Consider the following 19,496-nt stretch of genomic DNA (forward strand, 5'->3'; position numbering starts at 1 on the left):
CTCAGCGATGGCTTGAGATGAACTGCTTGAAGCGCTCGGACTTCGGCGCGCCGAAGACCTCCGCCGGTGCGCCTTCCTCCTCCACCACGCCCTTGTGCAGGAACACGACCCGGTTCGAGACGTCGCGGGCAAAGCCCATTTCATGCGTCACCACCAGCATGGTGCGGCCTTCTTCGGCGAGCGAGCGCATGACGCGCAACACCTCGCCGACGAGTTCCGGATCGAGCGCCGAGGTCGGCTCGTCGAAGAGCATCACCTTCGGATGCATGGCGAGCGCCCGCGCAATGGCTGCGCGCTGCTGCTGGCCGCCGGAGAGGTGAGAGGGATACTGGTTTCGCTTATCGATGATGCCGACCTTCGCCAGCAGTTCCTCCGCTTCGGCGATGCATTCCGCCTTCGGGCGTTTCTGCACATGCACGGGCGCTTCGATCACGTTCTCCAGGATGGTCATGTGGGACCAGAGATTGAAGCTCTGGAACACCATGGCGACCCGGGAGCGGATGCGGTCCACCTGGCGCTGATCCGCCGGCTCCATGCCCTTGCGGCCCTTCCTGAGAGCGATGGTCTCTCCGCCGATGCGGATCTCGCCGGAATCGGGCACCTCCAGCATGTTGATGCAGCGGAGCATGGTCGATTTGCCGGAGCCTGAGGCGCCGAGGATCGAAATGACATCGCCTTCCCGCGCGCCAAGCGAGACGCCCTTGAGCACCTCGAGCGACCCGAAGCTCTTGCGGAGATTGTTGACGGAGACGGCAGGAGCAGCCTCGGAAGGCGCAGGTTGGGACGACAAGGATGCAACTCCATTAGACATGGGCAGCCTCCAGGCGCGGCTCCACGGCCGGGGGGCGGCGCAGATGAGGCGAGAGCCACCATTCGATGGCCATGATGATGCGGGTGATGATGAAGTTGAGGATCAGGTAGATCAGCCCGGCAACGATGAACACCTCGACGGCGCGGAAGGTCTGCGAGATCAGCTTGGCCGCAAGGCCGGTCACTTCCATCATGGTGATGATCGAAGCCAGCGACGTCGCCTTCACCATCAGAATGAGCTCGCTGCCGTAAGCCGGAAGCGCCTGGCGCAGTGCGATAGGGAACACGACGCGGCGGAAGAGCAGGAAGCCCGACATGCCGCAGGCCCGTGCCGCCTCGACTTGGTTATAGGGAACGGATTGCAGCCCGCCGCGCATGATCTCGCTGGCATAGGCGGCCGTGTTGAGCGTGAGCGCGAAGACCGCGCACCAATAGGGCTCACGGAAGAAGGCCCACAAACCCCATTCCTGCAGGGCCGGACGGAACTGCCCGAGGCCGTAGTAGATCAGGAAGATCTGAACGAGCAGCGGCGTTCCGCGGAACACGAAAACATAAGCCTGCGCCGGCCAGTCGAGCACCCTGACGCCCGAGATGCGCATGAGCGCCAAGAGCAGGGCCAGCACGGCGCCGAGTCCGACCGACATGAAGGCCAGGTTCAAGGTCAGCGGCACGCCGCCTATGAGAGTCAGGAAGGCATCCCGCATGAAAGCGAAGTCCATCAGGAAGCCCTCCGCATGCCACGCAGCGAGTGGGACTCCGCGCGCTGGAACAGGTAGGTCGAAACCCAGGTGATGAGCAGGTAGAGCACCGCCGCCGTAAGATAGAAGTCGAACGGCCGGCGCGTCGAGCCCGCAGCGATATGGGACTGGCGCAGCAGCTCGACGAGGCCCGTGACGGAGATGAGAGCCGATTCCTTCAGGACCAGCTGCCATGTGTTGCCGAGGCCCGGAATGGCATAGCGCAGCACCTGCGGTGCGATGATGCGGCGGAACATGAGCCAGCGGTGCATCCCGACGGAGCGCGCCGCTTCGATCTCGCCGCGGTTGACGACCTGATAGGCGCCGCGGAACACTTCCGCCTGATAGGCCCCCGACACGATGCCGATGGCCATGGCGCCTGTCGCAAAGGCCGGCACGCCGATAAAGCCGTCGGCTCCGAACAGGCTGCCGATGGCACCGAGCGCCGCGCTGCCGCCGAAATAGAACAGATAGATCACGAGAAGATCGGGGATGCCGCGCAGGACGGTGGTGTAGCCGTCCGCCAGGCTGCGGATCACGAGATTGCCGCCGATCTTGCCCCAGGCCACCAGGGTCCCGACGATCGAGCCGGCGAGAAAGCCGCACAGGGCGACCGCGATCGTCATCCCCGCCGCGGTGAGAAGAGCCCATCCCCATCCATTGGGACCGAACCCGACGAGCTCAAAGTAGCTCAGTTGCTGCACGCGTCTCAACTTTCCTGAATATGTCTCCCCTCATCAGACGGAGAGGGCTAGACAGCATCTCTCAAACCGGTCGTTGACCGGATCGTGTCCCGGGTCCGTGTAGCGGGACCCAGGACTTTGTTTCCAGCACGCTGTTGTCAGGCCTGCGGCGTAGCGTCGATCTTGAACCACTTCTCGGACAGCTTCTTGATCGTGCCGTCCTTGATCGCAGCCTGGATCGCCTCGTCGAAAGCCTTCTTCAGATCCGCGTCATCCTTGCGCATGCCGACCGCGACGCCGCGGCCCAAGATGCCGCCGCGCATGCCCGTCCCGGCAATGACCATGTCCTTGAACTCGGGCTTCTCCTGCGTGGCCTTCAGGGCGCCGTGCCCGGCGAAGATGGCGTCGATGCGCCCGGCGGTCAGGTCTAGGTCGTGCTGCTCCGTGGTCTTGTACTCACGGATCTGAATCGTGTCCTTCAGGTAGGTTTCCAGGAACTGCGAGTTCACGGTCGAACCCTGCACGCCAACCGTCTTGCCCTTCAGGAGCGGCTTCCAGGCCTCGATGGCCTTCTTCGCGCCCTCGGGATCCTTCTCGAAGCTCACCGTCGTGCCGGCTCCCGGCAGCTTGGCGAGCGGGGAGTCCTTCATCACGCCCCAGCCATGCGGAGTGGCTGCATAGGGGAGGGAGAAGTTGATCACCTCCAGGCGCTTGTCGGTGATGTTCATGCCGGCCATGATGGCGTCGTACTTCTTGGCGTTCAGAGCCGGGATGATGCCGTCCCAGTCCTGCGCCACGATCTCGCACTTAACCTTCATGCGGGCGCACAATTCGTTGGCGAGGTCGATTTCATAACCCTCGAGCTTGCCGCCCGCGCCGGTGAAGTTCCACGGGGCATAGGCGCCCTCGGTGGCGATCTTCACCGTTTTTTCCTGCGCCGCTGCTCCACTCATAGCGAGCGTGGAGGCCAGCAGGCCGAGACCCAAAGCCTTGAACAATTTCATCGTCATCCCTCTGGTCAGCTTCGACTGATCCGGTTGTTGAATAATCGCCCTGATGGCTCTTACCCTGCGCCTGAAAGCTAACATTCAAAAGCCAAGCCGGCGCAAGTCCTAAACATGCTGAATCAGGTCGCCAAGCTGTCAATTTAGGTCACACTTGGCTGTGATTCATACAAAAAAGGCGCGGCTGGGCCGCGCCTTGGATGCCTGAGGCCAGTGGATCAGGCGCGCGGGGTGGTGTCGATCTTGAACCACTTCTCGGACAGCTTCTTGATCGTGCCGTCCTTGATCGCAGCCTGGATCGCGTCCTCGAAGCTCTTCTTGAGCTCGGTCTCGCCCTTGCGCAGGCCGACGCCGACGCCGGCACCGAGCAGGCCGCCGGTGATCGACGGGCCGACCATGGTGTAGTCCTTGAACTCGGGCTTATCGAGGGTGCCGATGATGTTGGTCGAGTCGGCCAGAACCGCATCGATGCGGCCGGCGGCAAGGTCGAGGTCATGGGCCTCGGTGGTCTTGTACTCGCGGATCTCGGACGTGCCCTTCAGGTACTTGTCGGCGAAGTTCGAGTGGATCGTCGAGGTCTGGACGCCGATGGTCTTGCCCTTCAGAACCGGCTTCAGGTCATTGATCGCCTTCTCGGCGGCCGCCTGCTGGGTGCCGAGGTTGAAGGCCTGGCCCGTGCCCGGCATCTTGGCGAGGTCGGAGTTCTTCGCCACCAGGAAGCCGTTCGGGGAGTTGGCGTAAGGGCCGGCGAAATCGATGGTCTTCTTACGCTCGTCGGTGATGCTCATGCCGGCCATGATGGCGTCGTACTTCTTGGCGGTGAGCGACGGGATGATGCCGTCCCAGTCCTGGGCCACGATCTCGCACTTCACCTTCATGCGGGCGCACAGGTCGTTGGCGAGGTCGATCTCGAAGCCTTCTAGCTTGCCGCCCGCGCCCGTAAAGTTCCACGGGGCATAGGCGCCTTCGGTGGCGATCTTAATCGTCTTCTCCTGAGCGGCCGCTCCGCCGATCGCAAGAGCGGAACCGAGAAGAGCCAAGCCGACGGTCTTAACGAATTTCATAGTCGTTCCCTTGATTGTGGATCCCGACCTGAAGCCAGGATCTGACTTACCCGCAGCCCTTCCAGGCCGCGCCGTGACGCAGTAACGGCCAAACTTCATAAAAAGGCAAGGGGCGCCCGGAGGGCCTTGCACAACCCGCAGCCGGGCCTCGCCGAGACCCTCGACGGCTCCGATCCTAGCCTGATCTTGCATGTCTGCCGTTGCCCATACGGAAGCGGCGGGTCCGATGGACCCGCCGCGATGTAAGGTCAGGCTAGGGCCCATCAACGGCGGGCGGTCGCTCCAGGAAGGCGACGGGAATCCGCAAGGTGATGCTCGATATGCGGAACTACCGAGGCCGCAAACTGGCGCAGCGACGGGTCGTTGCCGGCCTGGGCATAGCTCGAGTGCAGGGCGAGAGCCTCCTGGTGGCCCATGCGCTGGGCCTGACCGTAAAGACGGTCGAACTGCGGGCCTGAGGTCGAGGCGAGCTGGTTCAGCATGGCGGTCTTGTCGGGAGGCAGCGGAACGCCGAGACGGATCGGGGTCACCGAGCCCGTTGCCTGCACGTCGGCGGTACGGCCCGCGGCCGCACCGGTCGTCGCGCCGACGCCTGCGCCGACAGCCGCACCCACCGGGCCGCCGACCAGCGCGCCTACGCCGGCACCGGCCAGCGCACCGGTTGCGGTGCCGCCCGCCGTGCTCGGGGAGCCGCTCGCCGCTGCACCGGCCGTCGCACCTGCGGTGGCGCCGACACCGGCACCCACAACTGCCCCGACCGGGCCCCCAATCACAGCGCCGATACCGGCACCGGCCAGGGTGCCGCTCAGCGAGCCTCCGATGAACTCGCCGGAGGCGCTATAGACAGGACGGCCGCCATTGAGGGCCTGGCTCGTCATGGAATGATCCTGGATCATCTGCTGCGCATAGCGGCGGACCGCGGGGTTGCGGGAGCGCTCGAGAGCGAGCTGGCTCGAAGCGATTTCGAAGGCATCCGATTGGGCCGCCATCATGCGATAGGTCTGGCTGTCCATGACCGTCTGGGCAGAGGCTGGGGCGGCCGAAACGGATGCGAACAAGGCCGCGAGGGCAATATACTTCTTCATGCGATGAACTCCTGTTCTTCAGGTCGCAGAACACCGTGCGAAGCCCAATAGGCTTGCAAAAGTCATGGGTGTCCGCTGCACCCCTTCAACGGGGAGCGATCTGAGCGGTTCCAGAAAATCGGAGGTGCCGCGGGAAGAAAATCCGTTGCAAATACTGAAGCTTAGCTTTGCCTAAGCTCGGGCGGGGTGAAGATTAACTTGGCTTAGGCGCAGCTACTCCTAGAAGCATGCTTGCGCCTTACTCCTGCTCGTGAGGTTGACGAATGCGGGCGAGCGAGAGCATGCCCAGACCGCCTACAGTCCCGTCGGGCTTCAATCCCCTCCGTTCCGCCATGAGGAGGAAGCCCGTTTCATCACGGCCGATCGTGAAGAGATGATAGCCGGCCGTGTGAGTCAGCGTTCCGCCGCGCGACGAGGCCGAGGGTGCGCCGATGACGGGGATAGGGCCGCGCGGGCCGTCGAGGTGGGCCAGCGATCCCACGTGGTTGTGGCCGTGGAGCACGAGCTCCGCGCCGGCCCGGCACAGCATGGCCTCGAAGCGACGCGCATCGGTGAGGTTCCGGCCCGGCTCCGCGCCGCCCACATGAGGCGGGTGATGGATCAGCACGATCCGGAAGCAGCTTGGATCGCGACCCAGTTCCTTGAGGATCTCTTCGGTGGCCTTCATCTGCTTCGAGCCGACCCGGCCGGATGCAACGAAGGGAAGCGTCGGGATGGCGGACGACAGGCCGACGATCGCGATGGAGCCGTAGCGGCGGAGATAGGGAAAGCTCGCCTCGCGGCCGTCATCGCCCCGCGTCCAGGGACCCACTTCCTTCAGGAGCCCCTCGAGCGAGCCGCGGACATAAGCATCGTGATTGCCGGGCACGAAGGTGACGCGGGAGGGGTCGCCCAGGCTTTCGAGGAATATGCGGGAGGTCTTCCACTCGTCTGGCAGGCCGATATTGCAGGTATCGCCTGTGCAGGTGACGTGATCGGGCTGCTGCGCATGGATGTCGGCCACCAGCTCAGCCAGAAGCTCCATGTCATGCAGATCCTGCCGGCTGCTGTGCCAGTTGTACCAGCCGGTCAGGCGCTTGCTCAGAAGCTGCTTCAGGCGCGGCCGCGGCAGGGGCCCTACATGGGGGTCGGTCAGGTGAGCGATGCGGAACATGAGAGCCGATTGTTGCGGGTGGACAGGAGAGTTCGCGCGGGCCACCGCTTGCGTCAAGCGCTGCCGATGAAGATACCGGCGATAAGCACCAGGACGCCGCCGACGATCACCTGATAGGCGGCGCTCCAGAACGGCGTCTCCATGTACTTGGTCCGGATCCAGGAGATCGCGATCAGCTCCACCGCCACCACGAGCGCCGCGATGCTGGTGGCCAGGATGAAGGCGTTGGGCCAGGAATCCGGCACGAGGTACGGCAGGGTGTGGCCGAGTCCGCCGGCCGCCGTCATGAGGCCGCAGACGAGACCGCGCAGCCAGGGCGAGCCCCGGCCCGTGATTTCGCCGTCGTCGGACAAGGCTTCGGTGAGGCCCATGCTGATGCCCGCGCCGACTGAAGCCGCGAGGCCGACGAGGAAGGTCTCCCAGTTGTTCTGGGTGGCGAAGGCGGCTGCGAACAGCGGCGCGAGCGTCGAGACGGAGCCGTCGATGAGTCCGGCCAGTCCCGGCTGCACGTATTGCAGCACGAAGAGACGGCGGCGGGCATGCTCCTCGGCGGCCTGCGCGTTCTCGGTCAGATGGGCGGCATGCAATTCACCGGCTTTGCGCTCGTGCCCGCGTTCGATCTCCGCCAGCTTGGTGAGAAGCTCCCGCAGGGAGACGTCCAGGGTCTGCTGGGCCGCCTTCTCGTAGAAGCTCGCCGCCTGCAGCTCCATGACCTCCGCCTCGCGGCGCATCTTGTCGAGATCGAGATGAGGGCTCCACCAGACCGCACGCCGCTTCAGGAAGCCGCGCACGTCCTCCCGGCGGATCGGCGGAAGGTGCTCGCCGAAGCGGGAGCGATAAAACCCGTAGAGGGAGTTGCGATGCTCCCGCTCTTCCTCGGCCATGCCATCGAAGATCTCGGCCGAAGCGGGAAAATCGGGGCGAAGGCGATCCGCGAAATGCTGATAGATCCGCGAATCTTCCTCTTCGCTCGCAATCGCGAGCGCGATGACCTCGCGCTCGGAGAGTTCTGACAGGGACTTCATGACAGCTCCAATTTAGAAATATTCTAAATTGAAGACGAACCCGAGCCAAGACTCTTCAAGTCAAGTCTCCTGCAGCCGCGCTGGCAGGTCCTGCCCGTCGCTCAGTACTGGGCGCCGGGGATCAGGGTCGAGTAGATCGTGCGGTCCTCGAAATTGAGGGCGGGCGACCAGGAAAAGCGGGTTGAGCGGTTCAGGTGGGACAGGATGAAAGCGAGAAACATTGGAACACCTTTGGTTGAGACTGTCTTAGACCTTCGTATTATGCGGGTCACGTGCCAAGTTTCAGGAACAGCTATGCATGAAATGAATGACCACCTTCATCCTCCGGTAATCTTGTCATGCTTGCATGGTTTTGATGTCTGACTCCCCGCCGTCACGCAAAGCGTCGCGCCTGCTCTCCTGGGGGCTTCATACCTATTGGCGCTTCTCCCGGGGCATGACCCTGGGGGTCAGGGGGATCGTACTCGATCAAGAGAACCGGGTTTTCCTGATCCGGCATACCTATGTGCCCGGCTGGCACCTGCCCGGCGGCGGTGTGGAGACCGGCGAGACGGCTCTGGCGGCCCTGCGGCGTGAGCTGCGTGAGGAGGCCTGCATCGCGGCGGACGAGCCTCCGGTTCTCTTCGGCGTGTACTTCAATCAAAGGACGTCCAGGCGGGATCACGTGCTGGTCTATGTGATCCGCCGCTTCACGGTGCTGGAGATCAAGCGGCCGGATCGGGAAATCGCGGAGGCGGGGTTCTTCCCGCTCGACCGATTGCCGGAAGAGACGACCTCGGCCACCCGCAGGCGCCTGGCGGAGATCCTCGAGGGCCAGCCTCCCTCCGAGGACTGGTGAGTGAGGGTTTGCGCCGCGTTGCCGACACTGCTATGGCCTAAACCCTTCGAGGAAACGCCGAGCCCATGAACGACACCCGGATTCTGCGACGACGACACGGCTGAATCTCGTCCAGCCGCCTCATGTCTTTTTCGTCTTACGCCCGAGTCCGTTCATGACTGAGCTCTCGCTCCTGATCCGCACAGAGCAACCCATCGATTCCGAAGCCATCGAGCGCCTGCACGAGCGCGCCTTCGGCCCGGGCCGTTTCGCCCGCACCGCCTCCCGCCTGCGCGAAGGGGCGTCCCATCGGCTTGAGTTGTCGTTCACCGCCATGGTCGGCACCCTGCTCGTCGGCTCGGTGCGCATGACCCCGGTGATGGCCGGGGAGGAGGAGGCCCTCATGCTCGGGCCCCTGACCGTGGAGCCGGCGTTCGAGGGCCGCGGCATCGGTGCAGCGCTGATGCGCCGGTCGCTGGACGCTGCGAAGGCCAACGGGCACACCCTGGTGCTGCTCGTGGGCGATGAGCCCTATTACAGCCGCTTCGGCTTCGGGCACATTCCGCCCCAGCATCTGCAGCTTCCCGGCCCGGTCAATCCCGCACGCTTCCTGGCGCTGGAGCTGGAGGAGGGGGCGCTGGCCCGTGCGAAGGGAATCGTGAGTACGATTCCCGACACGGGCAGATAGGCGGCGCTTTCGGTTCACACCGCTTGTTCCCTCTCCCTTGCGGGGAGGGGTTAGGGGTGGGGGTGGTGCGATTGGGTGAGACGTCCCCGTCATGGCCGGGCCTGTCCCGGCCATCCCGATCGGAAGAATGCGACGCTCAAGACAATCGGGATCACCGGCACAAGGCCGGTGATGACGAGGTAGTGAAAGTGTTGATCAACTCGTCGAGCGCTCGCTCCGACTTTCCGACCCCCACCCTTTATCCCTCCCCGCAAGGGGGAGGGGGAAAAGGTGGAAGCCGATTGCGGATCTCGCTTACGCCCTTCGCCGACCCTCGATCAGCCACGCCGCAAGCGTCGAGCCGATCAGCAGGACCAGCCCCACGAAGCCGAGTGCCATCGGGAAGATCGAGACGCCGCGCACGATGGCGCTGTCGCTCGGCTTGATGCCGATCCAGTCGCCGCCGGCAAAGCGCGTGCCGGAATGCACGGCAACGATGCGCGGCAGGGTAAGAGCCTGATCGCCCGCCATGGCCACGCGCCGCACCGATCCGCCGGTCGCCTCGGCGATGGGCTTGAGAGCCTCGGTATTGCTGAAAACGTCCATCAATTCGCGTGGATTGGCCGGTCCGATGCTGACGAAGGTGATCAGGTCGCCCGAGCGCACCGTGTGAAGTCCCAGCTCGCGGCTCGCCACCTGCGCGGTGAAAAGTCCGGGGCGCGACTCGGTGAGAGGGACGCTGCTTTCCGCGCCGCTCGGCGCGGTCATCGTCACCGGGTCGGCCGTCTCCGCCATGGTCTGGCGCTCGATGCGGATGTCGCGCCCTTGTGCGCTGGCCCGCAGGGCTTCCTCCTCCAGGGCCGGCTCCTTCATGAGCCAGTGGGCGAGGCGGCGCAGCAGGTCGAGATGGGGACCTCCGTCCTGATAGCCGCGGGCCCAGAGCCAGGCATGGTCGGAGAGCAGGAGCGCCACGCGGCCCTTGTCCTCTCGGCGCAGCACGAGAAGCGGCAGGTCGTTGGCGCCCGACATGAGCGTCGAGCCCGACTGGACCTGCGTGCCGATGATGCGCAGCCACTCGCCCCAGGCCGGAGGATTCTGCTCCGAACCCGGCAGGTCGCGGGTCACCGGATGGCGGTCGCCGGTATCGGTGATCTGCGCCTTGTAGGGCTGCTCGACGATGCTGCCGTTGGGCTGGCCCGGGATGATCGGTGAAAGCCGCGTCTGCGCAAGGCTGCCGTAGCTCGCGAATTCCGGCCCCGCCGCCACGAGGATCGCACCGCCTTCGCGCACATAACGTACGATGTTCTCGAAATAGCTCGATGGCAGGATGCTCTGGTTCGCATAGCGGTCGAAGATGATCAGGTCGAATTCCTTGATCTTCTGCTGGAACAGCTCGCGGGTCGGGAAGGCGATGAGCGACAGCTCGTTGATCGGCGTCCCGTCCTGCTTCTCCGGCGGGCGCAGGATGGTGAAGTGGACGAGGTCCACATTGGCGTCCGACTTCAAGAGATTGCGCCAGGTCCGCTCGCCCGCATGCGGCTCGCCGGAGACGAGCAGCACACGCAGCTTCTCGCGGATGCCTTCGATGGGCACCACGGCCCGGTTGTTGGCCTGCGTCAGCTCGTTGGGCAATCCCTCCACTTCGAGCTCGACCACGTTGGTGCCGCCATGCTCGATGCGCACGTCGAGGGAGAAGGGCTTGTCAGAACGCACCTGCTGACGGCTCATGACCTGGCCGTCCCGGCGCACCGTCACGAGAGCCGAGCCCGTGCCGCCGCGCTCCATCACCTGGGCGCGGATGGTCTGATCCTTGCCGACGATGCCGAAGCGGGGCGCTTCCAGCAGCTTGATCTGCCGGTCGCGCTCGTCCGGCCTGCCCGTGATGAGCGCATGAAGGGGTGCCCTGAAGCCTAAGCCTTCCACGGAGGGCGGAATGTCGTGGACGACGCCGTCGGTGACGAAGATGACGCCGGCGAGCCGGTCCGGCGGTACGTCGGCGAGCCCGTTGGAGAGCGCCGCAAACAGGCGCGTGCCGTCGTCGCCGCTGCCGTTTTCGGCCTCGATGAAGCGCGGATCCACATCCGTGAGCGAACCGAAACGGCGCTCCAGCTCGGCCCGCACCTGATCGGTCATGGGAGAGCGGTCGCCCAGGGTCTGCGAGGTCGAGCGGTCGATGACCACCGCAACGATGTCCTTCACCTTCTCCCGGTCTTCCTGAACCAGCGCCGGATTGGCGAGCGCGAGGAGAACGAGGCCGAGGGCGAGGGCTCTGAGGATCGCGACGGGCCCTCGGGAGACCAGCGCCAGGATCGCCAGCAGAGCGACGACCGCGCCGAGGACCCAGAGGGCGTAAGCCGGGATGAGAGGGGAGAAGCTGACTGAAAGCAAAGCGATCTCCTCAAACCTCTTCATTCACTCGAATGAAGAGGTTTTCGTTGCTGTCCTGACGCATTTTCCTCCGCAAAACCGCGATCCACTTTTGCTTGAAAATGCTCATGCCTACTGCCCGAGCCGTTCGAGCAGGGCCGGCACGTGCACCTGATCGGCCTTGTAGTTGCCGGTCAGCGCATACATGACGATGTTGACGCCGCTTCGATACGAGAATTCCCGTTGGCGCTGGTCGCTGCCGACGACGGGATAGAGCCACTCGCCCCGCTGACCCACGGCCCAGGCCGCGGCGAGATCGTTCGACGTGATGATGATCGGCGACACGCCGTCTCCGGAGCGGGCAGGCCGGCTCGCCTCGCCCTCGGCCTGCGGCGGCAGGGCTTCGACCCAGGTCTGCCCGGTGGCGTAGCGGCCGGGAAAGCTGTCGAGGATGTAGAATGTCTTCGTCAGCACGTGATCGGCCGGCACCGACTCGAGTTCCGGGATATCGAGGCTCGCCAGCATGCGGCGCAGGTATTGCCCTTCGGCGGTGGGGGCGCCGTCCAGGCGGTTGCCGAAGGCATCGCGCGTGTCGAAGATCACGGTGCCGCCGCCTTTCATGAAGGCGTCGAGGCGGCGGATCGAGGCCTCGGAGGGCATGGGCCGGCTTGCCACGATGGGCCAGTAGATCAGCGGGTAGAACGCGACCTCGTCCCGCGACAGGTCGATGCCGATGGGCTCGCCCGGTGACAGGGCGGTTCTCTGGCTCAACACCTGCGTCAGACCGGTGAGGCCGGCCTTGCTGGTGTCGTCCACCTGTGCATCGCCTGTGATCACGTAAGCCAGCCGCGTCACGAGAGCGGGATTCGAGCTCTCCATCGTCATCGAGGACCGGCGCTCCTGCGCGCTCGCATCGGACACGGGGTTGAGCAGCAGCATCGAGGCCAGCACGATGGCGGCTGTCGCGCCCGCTTTCCGCAGACGACCCGAGAGGTTGGACAGGTGGCCGCCGAGCCAGAGCGAGGCGATGGTGTCGGCGAGCAGCAGGAGCAGGGCAATCATGAAGAGCGGCATGCGCAAATCGATGGTTTGTGCTCCGGCGAGCGGAGCGATCCTGGCATTGAGCGGGGAATAGTTGAGCGGAGCCAGCCGATCGCTCGGCAGGAGCGCGTTCACTGCAAGGCTCGAATCCACCGGTCCATAGAAGCCGGGCGGGTGTTCCCTGGTCGCCCGATCGGTGTAAATGCGGGTGATCGCGCGGGCATTGGCGGGTGGTGAGGTGTAGATGCCATAGCCGTCGAGCGTCAGGCGGGGAGCCACGGTCTCGTTCTCCGCATTGCGGGCCTCCGCGTTCATGTCGCTCGGCGCGCCGGCAAGAGCCGTCGTCCGCCGCAGCATGTCCACGAAAAGCCCTGACAGGGGCAGGTTCGACCAGGTGGTGTCGGCGGTCACGTGGAAGAGGACGATCATCCCGTCGCCGCGCTTGTCGGCCGTGACGATCGGCGTCCCGTCGGCCAGCGCCGCCCAGGTCCGTGACGGCAGGTCGCCATCCGGCTCGGCGAGGATCTGGCGGCGGATGCCGATCTCCTCCGGCACGGCGAGGCCGAAGAAGGGGCTCTCGCGGGTGAACGGCGCGAAGGTCTTCGGGGTGTCCCAGGAGAGGGTGCCGCCGAGGCTGCGTCCGCCCCGGCGCAGGCGAACGGGCACCAGCTCGTCATTGCCGGCGGCAAGCCGGGAGCCTGCAAAGCGCAGCAGCATTCCGCCCTGTTCGACGAAGGCCGTCACCTTGCCGAGGGTCTCCCGGTCGAGCCCGCCCACATCGGCCAGCACCAGCACGGAGACCTGCTCGTCGATGAGCTGGTTCACCGCATCGGCGATGCCGCCGCGGCCCGTGCGGATCTCCGAATAAGGCGCAAGCGCCCGCTCGATGTAGTAGAGCGGCGAGAGGAGGGGCTGCGCCTGATCGGACGTTCCGCCGAAGACGAGGCCGACGCGGCGGCGCTTGCCGCGCTCGTCGAGGAGATGGACGGCACCGGCCGAGCTCTCGCCGAGGATTTCGATGCGCGCGATGGCATTGCGGATCTCGGTCGGCAGATCGAAGGCAACTGTTGTTTCGGTGGCATTGGCCTCGAAGGAGAACCGCATGTCTGCCAGCGGCAGGCTCTTGAGGTCGAGGACGCGGACTGTGCCGGAGTCTCGTCCGTTCGGCTCAGGGCGCACAAGCCTGACATTGAGCTGGCCACTGGCATTTTCCACCCCGGCGATGGCAAGAGCCGGAGCGCGCTCCGCTTTCAGAACGGTGATCCGCTGACCGTCCGCCATGGATGCCAAACCATCGATGAAGCCTTGTCCGTCAACGCCTGCAACCCCGTCGCTGATCCAGACGATATGGGCGTCAGGCGTCGATTCCAGGAATCGCTTCACGGAATCCAGGTGAGCCTGACGGTCCTGCAGGTGCGGCTGGGGCTTCAGGGAGCGCAGGCGCTCGAGCGCTGCGGCTGGGCTCGCGGGCTCGATGGCCACAGGCGCCTCAGCCGTGGCCACGAGGGCCACCGTGCGCCCGTCGCGGCCGGCAGCCTCGATGCGTTCGGAGGCCAGGTTCATGCGGTCGCGCCAGTCATGAGCGGCGGCAAAGCCGTTGTCGAGGATGATCAGGAGCGGCGAGCGGTTGTTGTCCTCAGCCAGGGGATTCCAGATCGGGCCGGCAGCCGCGAGGATCAGGAAAGCGGCGAGGAGCAGCCGCAACAGCAGGAGCCACCAGGGCGTGCGGGCCGGCATTTCCTGCTCAGGGCGCAGATCGGCCAGGATCTTGAGAGGCGGGAAGTCCACGCGCTTCGGCTGCGGCGGCGTGATGCGCAGGAGCAGCCAGATGGCCGGAAGCGCCGCGAGCGCCGTCAGGACGAGCGGAACGGCGAAGGTGAGGGGAAGACCCAGCATCGCTCAGCGCCCTCCCATGCCGGTGCCGCGGGAGGCCGCCACGAGCGTCATGATCCGCAGGGCCACCTCGCTCGCCGGCCGGTCGGTCCGGTGGATGGTCAGCGTCCAGCCGCGGCGGCGCGCCAGTTCCTGCAGCTCTGCCCGATGCTGCTCGATCCGGAGGCGATAGGCCTTGCCCCAGGAGATGGCATCGCCGATGCGCAGCGACAGGCCGTCCTCCAGATCGTGCAGGACCGCCTGACCTTGGAACGGGAACGTCTCCTCAACAGGGTCGACGATCATGACGAGATGTCCGCGCGCGCCGCGGGACGAGATGCCCTCGACCATGGCGGCGATGTCGCGCGCAGGCGACAGGAAGTCGCTGATCAGGATCGCTTCGTGCTGCGGCGCAACGGGAGCCTGCGGCGGCAGGTCCTCTTCGAGGGAGGTGCGGTCCGCCACCAGGGTCTGGGCTATGGCCTCGGCGATGCGCCGGGTCGCCCGCGGCGGCATGAGCCCCAGCATCCCGACCCGCTCCCCGCCTTCGACGAAGCAATTGGCCAGAGCCAGGCCCAGGACGATGGCGCGCTCGATCTTGGGGGCCTGAGCGAGGTCCGAGGCGTAGCCCATGGAGGCGGAGCGGTCGATCCAGAACCAGACGGTCTGGGCCGTTTCCCACTCGCGCTCGCGCACATACAGCCGGTCGTCGCGGCCCGAGCGGCGCCAGTCGATCCGCTGCGCCGCCTCGCCGGCGACAAAGGGGCGGAACTGCCAGAAGGTTTCGCCGATGCCCGCGCGGCGGCGGCCATGGATGCCATGGGCGAGATTGGCGGCGACGCGTCGGGCTTCGAGCACGAGGCGCGGCATGCGGTGGGCGAGGGAGAGCGCATTCTCCGTCTCGCGGCGGCCCGGCAAGCGGGCGCTTTCGGGAAGGACCCGGACACGGGCCATGACGGTGATCCTAGCCTGCCAGCCGCGCGGTGAGCCGGCCGATGACGCTTTTGATCGTGTCTCCATCCGCTCGGGCGGAGAAGGTGAGCGCCATGCGGTGCTTGAGCACCGGCTCGGCCAGCGCCACCACGTCGGCGATGGAGGGCGCCACACGGCCCTCGATGAGCGCGCGGGCGCGCACGGCCAGCATCAATGCCTGGCTGGCGCGGGGGCCCGGACCCCACAGGATCTTGTCGCTGACACCCTCGATCCGGTCTGCTTCCGGACGGGCCGAGCGCACGAGATCGAGGATCGCCTCGACCACGCTCTCACCCACGGGCAGGCGGCGGACGAGGCGCTGGGCGTTCATGAGCGCCTCGGCATTCATGACGGCGGTCGGCTTATGGTCCTCGACGCCCGTCGTTTCGATCAGGATGCGCCGTTCTGCGTCGCGGGTCGGGTAGCCGACGTCGATTTCAAGGAGAAAGCGGTCGAGCTGGGCTTCGGGGAGGGGATAGGTGCCCTCCTGCTCGATCGGGTTCTGCGTCGCCAGCACGTGGAAGGGCTGCGGCAGGTCGTGCCGCTCGCCGCCCACCGAGACGTGATGCTCCTGCATGGCCTGCAAAAGGGCCGACTGGGTGCGGGGGCTGGCGCGGTTGATCTCGTCGGCCATGAGCAGCTGCGCGAAGACCGGGCCCTTCACGAAGCGGAAGGAGCGGCGCCGATCGGCGCCTTCGTCGAGAATTTCGGAGCCCAGGATGTCGGACGGCATCAGGTCCGGGGTGAACTGAATGCGGCGGGCATCGAGCCCGAGCACGGTGCCCAGCGTATCCACAAGTTTCGTCTTGGCGAGGCCCGGAACGCCGACGAGCAGGCCGTGGCCGCCGGCAAGGAGGGTGATCAGGGTGAGATCCACCACGTCTTCCTGGCCGAAGATGACGGTATGAATGGCCTCACGGGCGCGGCCCACAGTCTCAAGCGTCGCCTCCGCGCTGCGGATGATCGCGTCGTCCAATGCGGTGGGCGCTTGAGCAATGCTAGCCGTCATGAGGTCATTCTCCCTCTCATACGCATGCCCCCGTTAGCTAGTCTGCCTTTGTTCAGGGTCGATAGGCAAGGGTCGATGCGCCGCAGCGATCAGCCGATGGGAGTGGACGAGGCAGCCGGGGACTCTATGCTTTAGCAAGTAACCATCGATGGCCGTTCGTCGATCCCGAAAATCGAGAATCCTGTTCACGCTTGCGTCATGACCGATCCTTCGCCTCTCACACCCGGAAGTGCCCTGGCCCGCCTGACGGAGGCGCTTGGCCCTGAAGCTCGGCGGAAAGGACTGCCTCCCGTCGAGCGGTGGAACCCTGCCTATTGCGGCGAGATCGACATGCGCATCGCCGCCGATGGAACCTGGCATTACATGGGCTCTCCCATCAATCGGCCCGCTCTCGTGAAGCTGTTTGCGACGGTCCTGCGCAAGGACCCTGAGCGTTATGTGCTCGTCACGCCCGTCGAGCGCGTCGGGATCATGGTCGAGGATGCGCCCTTCCTCGCCGTCGAGATGGCCGTGGACGGTGAGGGAAAGGGCCGGCAGATCGCCTTCCGCACCAATGTGGACGATCTCGTGCAGGTCGGGCCCGAGCACTCCCTGCGCTTCGATCAGGACGCCCATGGCGGCATCAAGCCTTACGTAAGGGTCCGGGGCGAATTGTGGGCGCTCGTGACGCGAGCGCTCGCTCTCGACCTGATCGCGCTCGGCGAGGAGAAGGATGTGGAGGGTGCTGCCGCTTTCGGCATCACGGCAGGTGGCATGTTCTTCCACATCGCTTCCATGCCCGATCTGGGCGCCCTTTGATGCGTCTTGCCCCCCACGACGAACCGGACTTCCTGACGCTCGCTGCCGAGCGGCTGCGGCCGGAGGCTCCGCATCCGGAGGAGGCGATCGGCAATCCAAGAGGCGACCATAGCCTCGACGACATGCCGCTGGTCCATCCCCTGTCGCCAAAGCCTGCCGCGGTTCTGGTGCCTGTGGTCATGCGCGAGGAGCCGATGCTGCTGCTCACCGAGCGCGCCGCGCATCTGCGCCAGCATTCGGGGCAGATCGCCTTTCCGGGCGGGCGGGTCGATCCGACCGACGCCTCGGTCCTGGCGGCGGCGTGCCGCGAAGCCATGGAGGAGATCGGCCTCGACAGCCGCTACATCACGCCCCTGGGCTATCTCGATGCCTATCTGTCCACGACGAATTATCTCGTCATGCCGGTGGTGGCGCGGGTCTCGCCTTCCTACACCCTCAGCCTCAATCACGATGAGGTGGCCGACACCTTCGAGGTGCCGCTCGGTTTCCTCATGGACCCCGCCCGCCATGAGCTCCATTCCCGCGAGTGGAAGGGGAGGCTTCGCCGCTACTATGCAATGCCCTACCAGGGACGCTACATCTGGGGCGTGACGGCGGGGATCATCCGCAACCTTTACGAGAGGCTCTACGGTTCATGACGCGAGCAATTGTTCAGGGGCTGGTGCTGTTTCTTCTGCCCTTCGTCTTGTTCGCCGCGTATCTCGTCATCCGCCGCCGCAATCCCCTGGTCTGGTCCCACTGGAGCGATCAATCGATGTGGCTCACCATTGCGGGCTTGAGTTTCGTCGTCATCTCGCTGCTTGCAACGGGCCTTCTGGCCGAGCGTCAGACCGGCACCTATGTGCCGTCGCGGGTTGAGAACGGGCAGGTGATTCCAGGGCATTTCAAGTGATGGAAACTCTCCACCGACAGGAGCTTGCGAACCTTCTCGCGCGTCCCGAACTGCGCCGCCTTCTCGAAGTCTTCAACGGCAGAACCGAGGAGACCCGCGTCGTCGGCGGTGCCGTGCGCAATGCCCTGCTCGGGCGGCCCGTGACCGAGGTCGACTGCGCCACCACCATGCTGCCTGACGCCATCATGGGACGCGCGAAGGAAGCCGGGTTCAAGGCCGTGCCGACCGGCATCGAGCACGGCACGATCACCGTGATCGTCGACGGCGAGCCCTTCGAGATCACCACCCTGCGCGAGGACGTGGAGACGGACGGACGCCATGCGGTGGTGCATTTCGGGCGCGATTTCGTGCGTGACGCCAGGCGGCGGGACTTCACCATCAATGCCATGTCCCTTGGGCTCGACGGGCAGCTCTACGACTACACCGGAGGCGAGGCGGATCTCGCCGCCCGGCGCGTGCGCTTCATCGGCGACGCCCATACCCGCATCCGCGAGGATTACTTAAGGATCATGCGCTTCTTCCGCTTCCATGCGGAATATGCGCAAGGAGCCCCCGATCCGGAGGGGCTGGCGGCTTCAGGAGCCGAGCGGCAAGGTCTGGCGATCCTCTCCAAGGAGCGGATCCGGCATGAACTTCTGAAGCTTCTCGTGGCGAAGCGGGCGGAGGAGACGATCCGCATTCTTGCCGATCATGGCTTCCTCACCGAGCTCCTCGGCGGCGCCGCCGAGTTCGGCCGCTTCGGTCGCGTGGCCGCCGATGACCGAGACAGCCCGGTCGCAATCTGGCGCCTGGCTGCCCTTGCCGTGGGGGTAGAGGAAGATGCGGAGCGCCTGCGGGATCAGCTTCGGCTGTCCAATGACGAGCACAGGAAGCTTGCTGCCTATGCCGAACTTCTCAGCCTTCTGAAGACCTGGTCCCTGCCGGTCGACACCGCAGCCATCCGCCGCCTGGTGGCGGATCACGAGCCCGAGGCTCTGGGGATTGCTCTCGCGGCGACGGCCAGGGAGCCGTCTCCTGTCGTCCATGAGGACGCTCGCGAGGCGCTCGCGCGCTATCGCAGCGGGACTGAGTCCGTGCCGGTCTTCCCCCTACGCGGAGCCGATCTCATCGAGGGCGGCGTTCCGAAGGGGCCGAAGATCGGCGAAATGCTCGCCCGGGCCCGACAGGCCTGGCTGGCTGAGGGCTGCCGGACGGATGAGGTCTATGCTAGGGATCTGCTCAGGCGCGTGCTGGAGCAGCTTTAGGTCGCCATCGTCCTGGACGAAACGAAGTACAGATCCGTGTTGCAAGATGAGCGGAACATCGCCGTTCCCATGCCGAGCAGGGTCAACCGGAATGACGGTGTCTTGATAGGATTTTTGTTCTCACTTTGTTCTTGACAGGTGTCCTAAGCTGGGCTATATCATTCCCTATCCCCGCCCTTGAGGGGCGCGCTCGCGAGGCGTCGCAAGAGTGGGGCAGGGAGCGGTCCCGCCGCAGGTCTCGCACACCTGTGATCGC

At 65.5% G+C, this 19,496-nt stretch carries 18 protein-coding genes; 6 read left to right on the plus strand and 12 right to left on the minus strand.

Annotation, left to right across the window (positions count from 1 at the left end; all coding sequences use genetic code 11):
• Position 1: 1 nt before the first annotated feature.
• The 8 genes from ILT44_RS01225 to mbfA all read right to left on the minus strand — a co-directional run bounded on the left by ILT44_RS01225 (position 2) and on the right by mbfA (position 7,561).
• Positions 2 to 811: an ABC transporter ATP-binding protein gene (locus ILT44_RS01225; RefSeq protein ID WP_204237726.1), complete on the minus strand. Its 810-nt coding sequence runs from the start codon at positions 809 to 811 to the stop codon at positions 2 to 4.
• On the minus strand, positions 804 to 1,529 hold the full coding sequence (locus ILT44_RS01230) for an ABC transporter permease (protein WP_204237727.1): 726 nt from the start codon (positions 1,527 to 1,529) through the stop codon (positions 804 to 806). Before ILT44_RS01230 ends, ILT44_RS01225 begins: the two co-directional genes overlap by 8 nt.
• Positions 1,529 to 2,251: an ABC transporter permease gene (locus tag ILT44_RS01235; protein WP_204237728.1), complete on the minus strand. Its 723-nt coding sequence runs from the start codon at positions 2,249 to 2,251 to the stop codon at positions 1,529 to 1,531. The genes ILT44_RS01230 and ILT44_RS01235 overlap by 1 nt, the downstream gene beginning before the upstream one ends.
• A 137-nt stretch (positions 2,252 to 2,388) precedes the next feature.
• Positions 2,389 to 3,234: a lysine/arginine/ornithine ABC transporter substrate-binding protein gene (locus ILT44_RS01240; protein ID WP_204237729.1), complete on the minus strand. Its 846-nt coding sequence runs from the start codon at positions 3,232 to 3,234 to the stop codon at positions 2,389 to 2,391.
• A gap of 218 nt (positions 3,235 to 3,452) precedes the next feature.
• The gene (locus ILT44_RS01245) at positions 3,453 to 4,298 is read right to left on the minus strand and encodes a lysine/arginine/ornithine ABC transporter substrate-binding protein (protein ID WP_204237730.1); all 846 of its coding nucleotides are present in this window, start codon (positions 4,296 to 4,298) and stop codon (positions 3,453 to 3,455) included.
• Between the two features lie 263 nt (positions 4,299 to 4,561).
• The gene (locus ILT44_RS01250) at positions 4,562 to 5,383 is read right to left on the minus strand and encodes a DUF4142 domain-containing protein (RefSeq protein WP_204237731.1); all 822 of its coding nucleotides are present in this window, start codon (positions 5,381 to 5,383) and stop codon (positions 4,562 to 4,564) included.
• Positions 5,384 to 5,621: 238 nt separating this feature from the next.
• Positions 5,622 to 6,536, minus strand: coding sequence for a metallophosphoesterase family protein (locus ILT44_RS01255; RefSeq protein ID WP_204237732.1), 915 nt, complete (start codon positions 6,534 to 6,536; stop codon positions 5,622 to 5,624).
• A 53-nt stretch (positions 6,537 to 6,589) separates the two neighbouring features.
• Positions 6,590 to 7,561 carry an iron exporter MbfA gene (gene mbfA / locus ILT44_RS01260; RefSeq protein WP_204237733.1) on the minus strand — a complete coding sequence of 324 codons (972 nt, stop codon included), beginning with the start codon at positions 7,559 to 7,561 and terminating at the stop codon, positions 6,590 to 6,592.
• 355 nt (positions 7,562 to 7,916) lie between these two features.
• Here mbfA and ILT44_RS01265 point away from each other — a divergent pair, with 355 nt between their 5' ends.
• On the plus strand, positions 7,917 to 8,399 hold the full coding sequence (locus tag ILT44_RS01265; protein ID WP_204237734.1) for an NUDIX domain-containing protein: 483 nt from the start codon (positions 7,917 to 7,919) through the stop codon (positions 8,397 to 8,399).
• Positions 8,400 to 8,553: 154 nt separating this feature from the next.
• Entirely contained in the window at positions 8,554 to 9,066 is a 513-nt protein-coding gene (locus tag ILT44_RS01270; protein WP_204237735.1) for a GNAT family N-acetyltransferase, read from the plus strand.
• 294 nt (positions 9,067 to 9,360) lie between these two features.
• Here ILT44_RS01270 and ILT44_RS01275 read toward each other — a convergent pair whose 3' ends face one another.
• The 4 genes from ILT44_RS01275 to ILT44_RS01290 all read right to left on the minus strand — a co-directional run bounded on the left by ILT44_RS01275 (position 9,361) and on the right by ILT44_RS01290 (position 16,306).
• On the minus strand, positions 9,361 to 11,433 hold the full coding sequence (locus tag ILT44_RS01275; RefSeq protein ID WP_204237736.1) for a hypothetical protein: 2,073 nt from the start codon (positions 11,431 to 11,433) through the stop codon (positions 9,361 to 9,363).
• A gap of 111 nt (positions 11,434 to 11,544) precedes the next feature.
• Positions 11,545 to 14,349, minus strand: coding sequence for a DUF4159 domain-containing protein (locus ILT44_RS01280; RefSeq protein WP_204237737.1), 2,805 nt, complete (start codon positions 14,347 to 14,349; stop codon positions 11,545 to 11,547).
• Positions 14,350 to 14,352: 3 nt separating this feature from the next.
• The gene (locus ILT44_RS01285; RefSeq protein ID WP_204237738.1) at positions 14,353 to 15,279 is read right to left on the minus strand and encodes a DUF58 domain-containing protein; all 927 of its coding nucleotides are present in this window, start codon (positions 15,277 to 15,279) and stop codon (positions 14,353 to 14,355) included.
• 10 nt (positions 15,280 to 15,289) lie between these two features.
• On the minus strand, positions 15,290 to 16,306 hold the full coding sequence (locus ILT44_RS01290) for an AAA family ATPase (protein WP_204237739.1): 1,017 nt from the start codon (positions 16,304 to 16,306) through the stop codon (positions 15,290 to 15,292).
• A 198-nt stretch (positions 16,307 to 16,504) separates the two neighbouring features.
• On the opposite strand from ILT44_RS01290, the gene ILT44_RS01295 reads away from it, so the two are divergent.
• Genes ILT44_RS01295 through ILT44_RS01310 form a run of 4 tightly spaced genes read left to right on the plus strand, consistent with a single transcriptional unit; the run spans position 16,505 to position 19,240 of the window.
• Entirely contained in the window at positions 16,505 to 17,104 is a 600-nt protein-coding gene (locus tag ILT44_RS01295; RefSeq protein WP_204237740.1) for a DUF1285 domain-containing protein, read from the plus strand.
• Complete coding sequence (locus ILT44_RS01300) at positions 17,104 to 17,742, plus strand: CoA pyrophosphatase (RefSeq protein WP_204237741.1); 639 nt, start codon at positions 17,104 to 17,106, stop codon at positions 17,740 to 17,742. The genes ILT44_RS01295 and ILT44_RS01300 overlap by 1 nt, the downstream gene beginning before the upstream one ends.
• Entirely contained in the window at positions 17,739 to 17,996 is a 258-nt protein-coding gene (locus ILT44_RS01305) for a DUF6111 family protein (protein ID WP_204237742.1), read from the plus strand. The genes ILT44_RS01300 and ILT44_RS01305 overlap by 4 nt, the downstream gene beginning before the upstream one ends.
• The gene (locus tag ILT44_RS01310) at positions 17,996 to 19,240 is read left to right on the plus strand and encodes a CCA tRNA nucleotidyltransferase (protein WP_204237743.1); all 1,245 of its coding nucleotides are present in this window, start codon (positions 17,996 to 17,998) and stop codon (positions 19,238 to 19,240) included. The genes ILT44_RS01305 and ILT44_RS01310 overlap by 1 nt, the downstream gene beginning before the upstream one ends.
• Positions 19,241 to 19,496 lie beyond the last annotated feature (256 nt).

It is taken from the genome of Microvirga arvi (assembly GCF_016892765.1).
Taxonomy (GTDB): Bacteria; Pseudomonadota; Alphaproteobacteria; order Rhizobiales; family Beijerinckiaceae; genus Microvirga; species Microvirga arvi.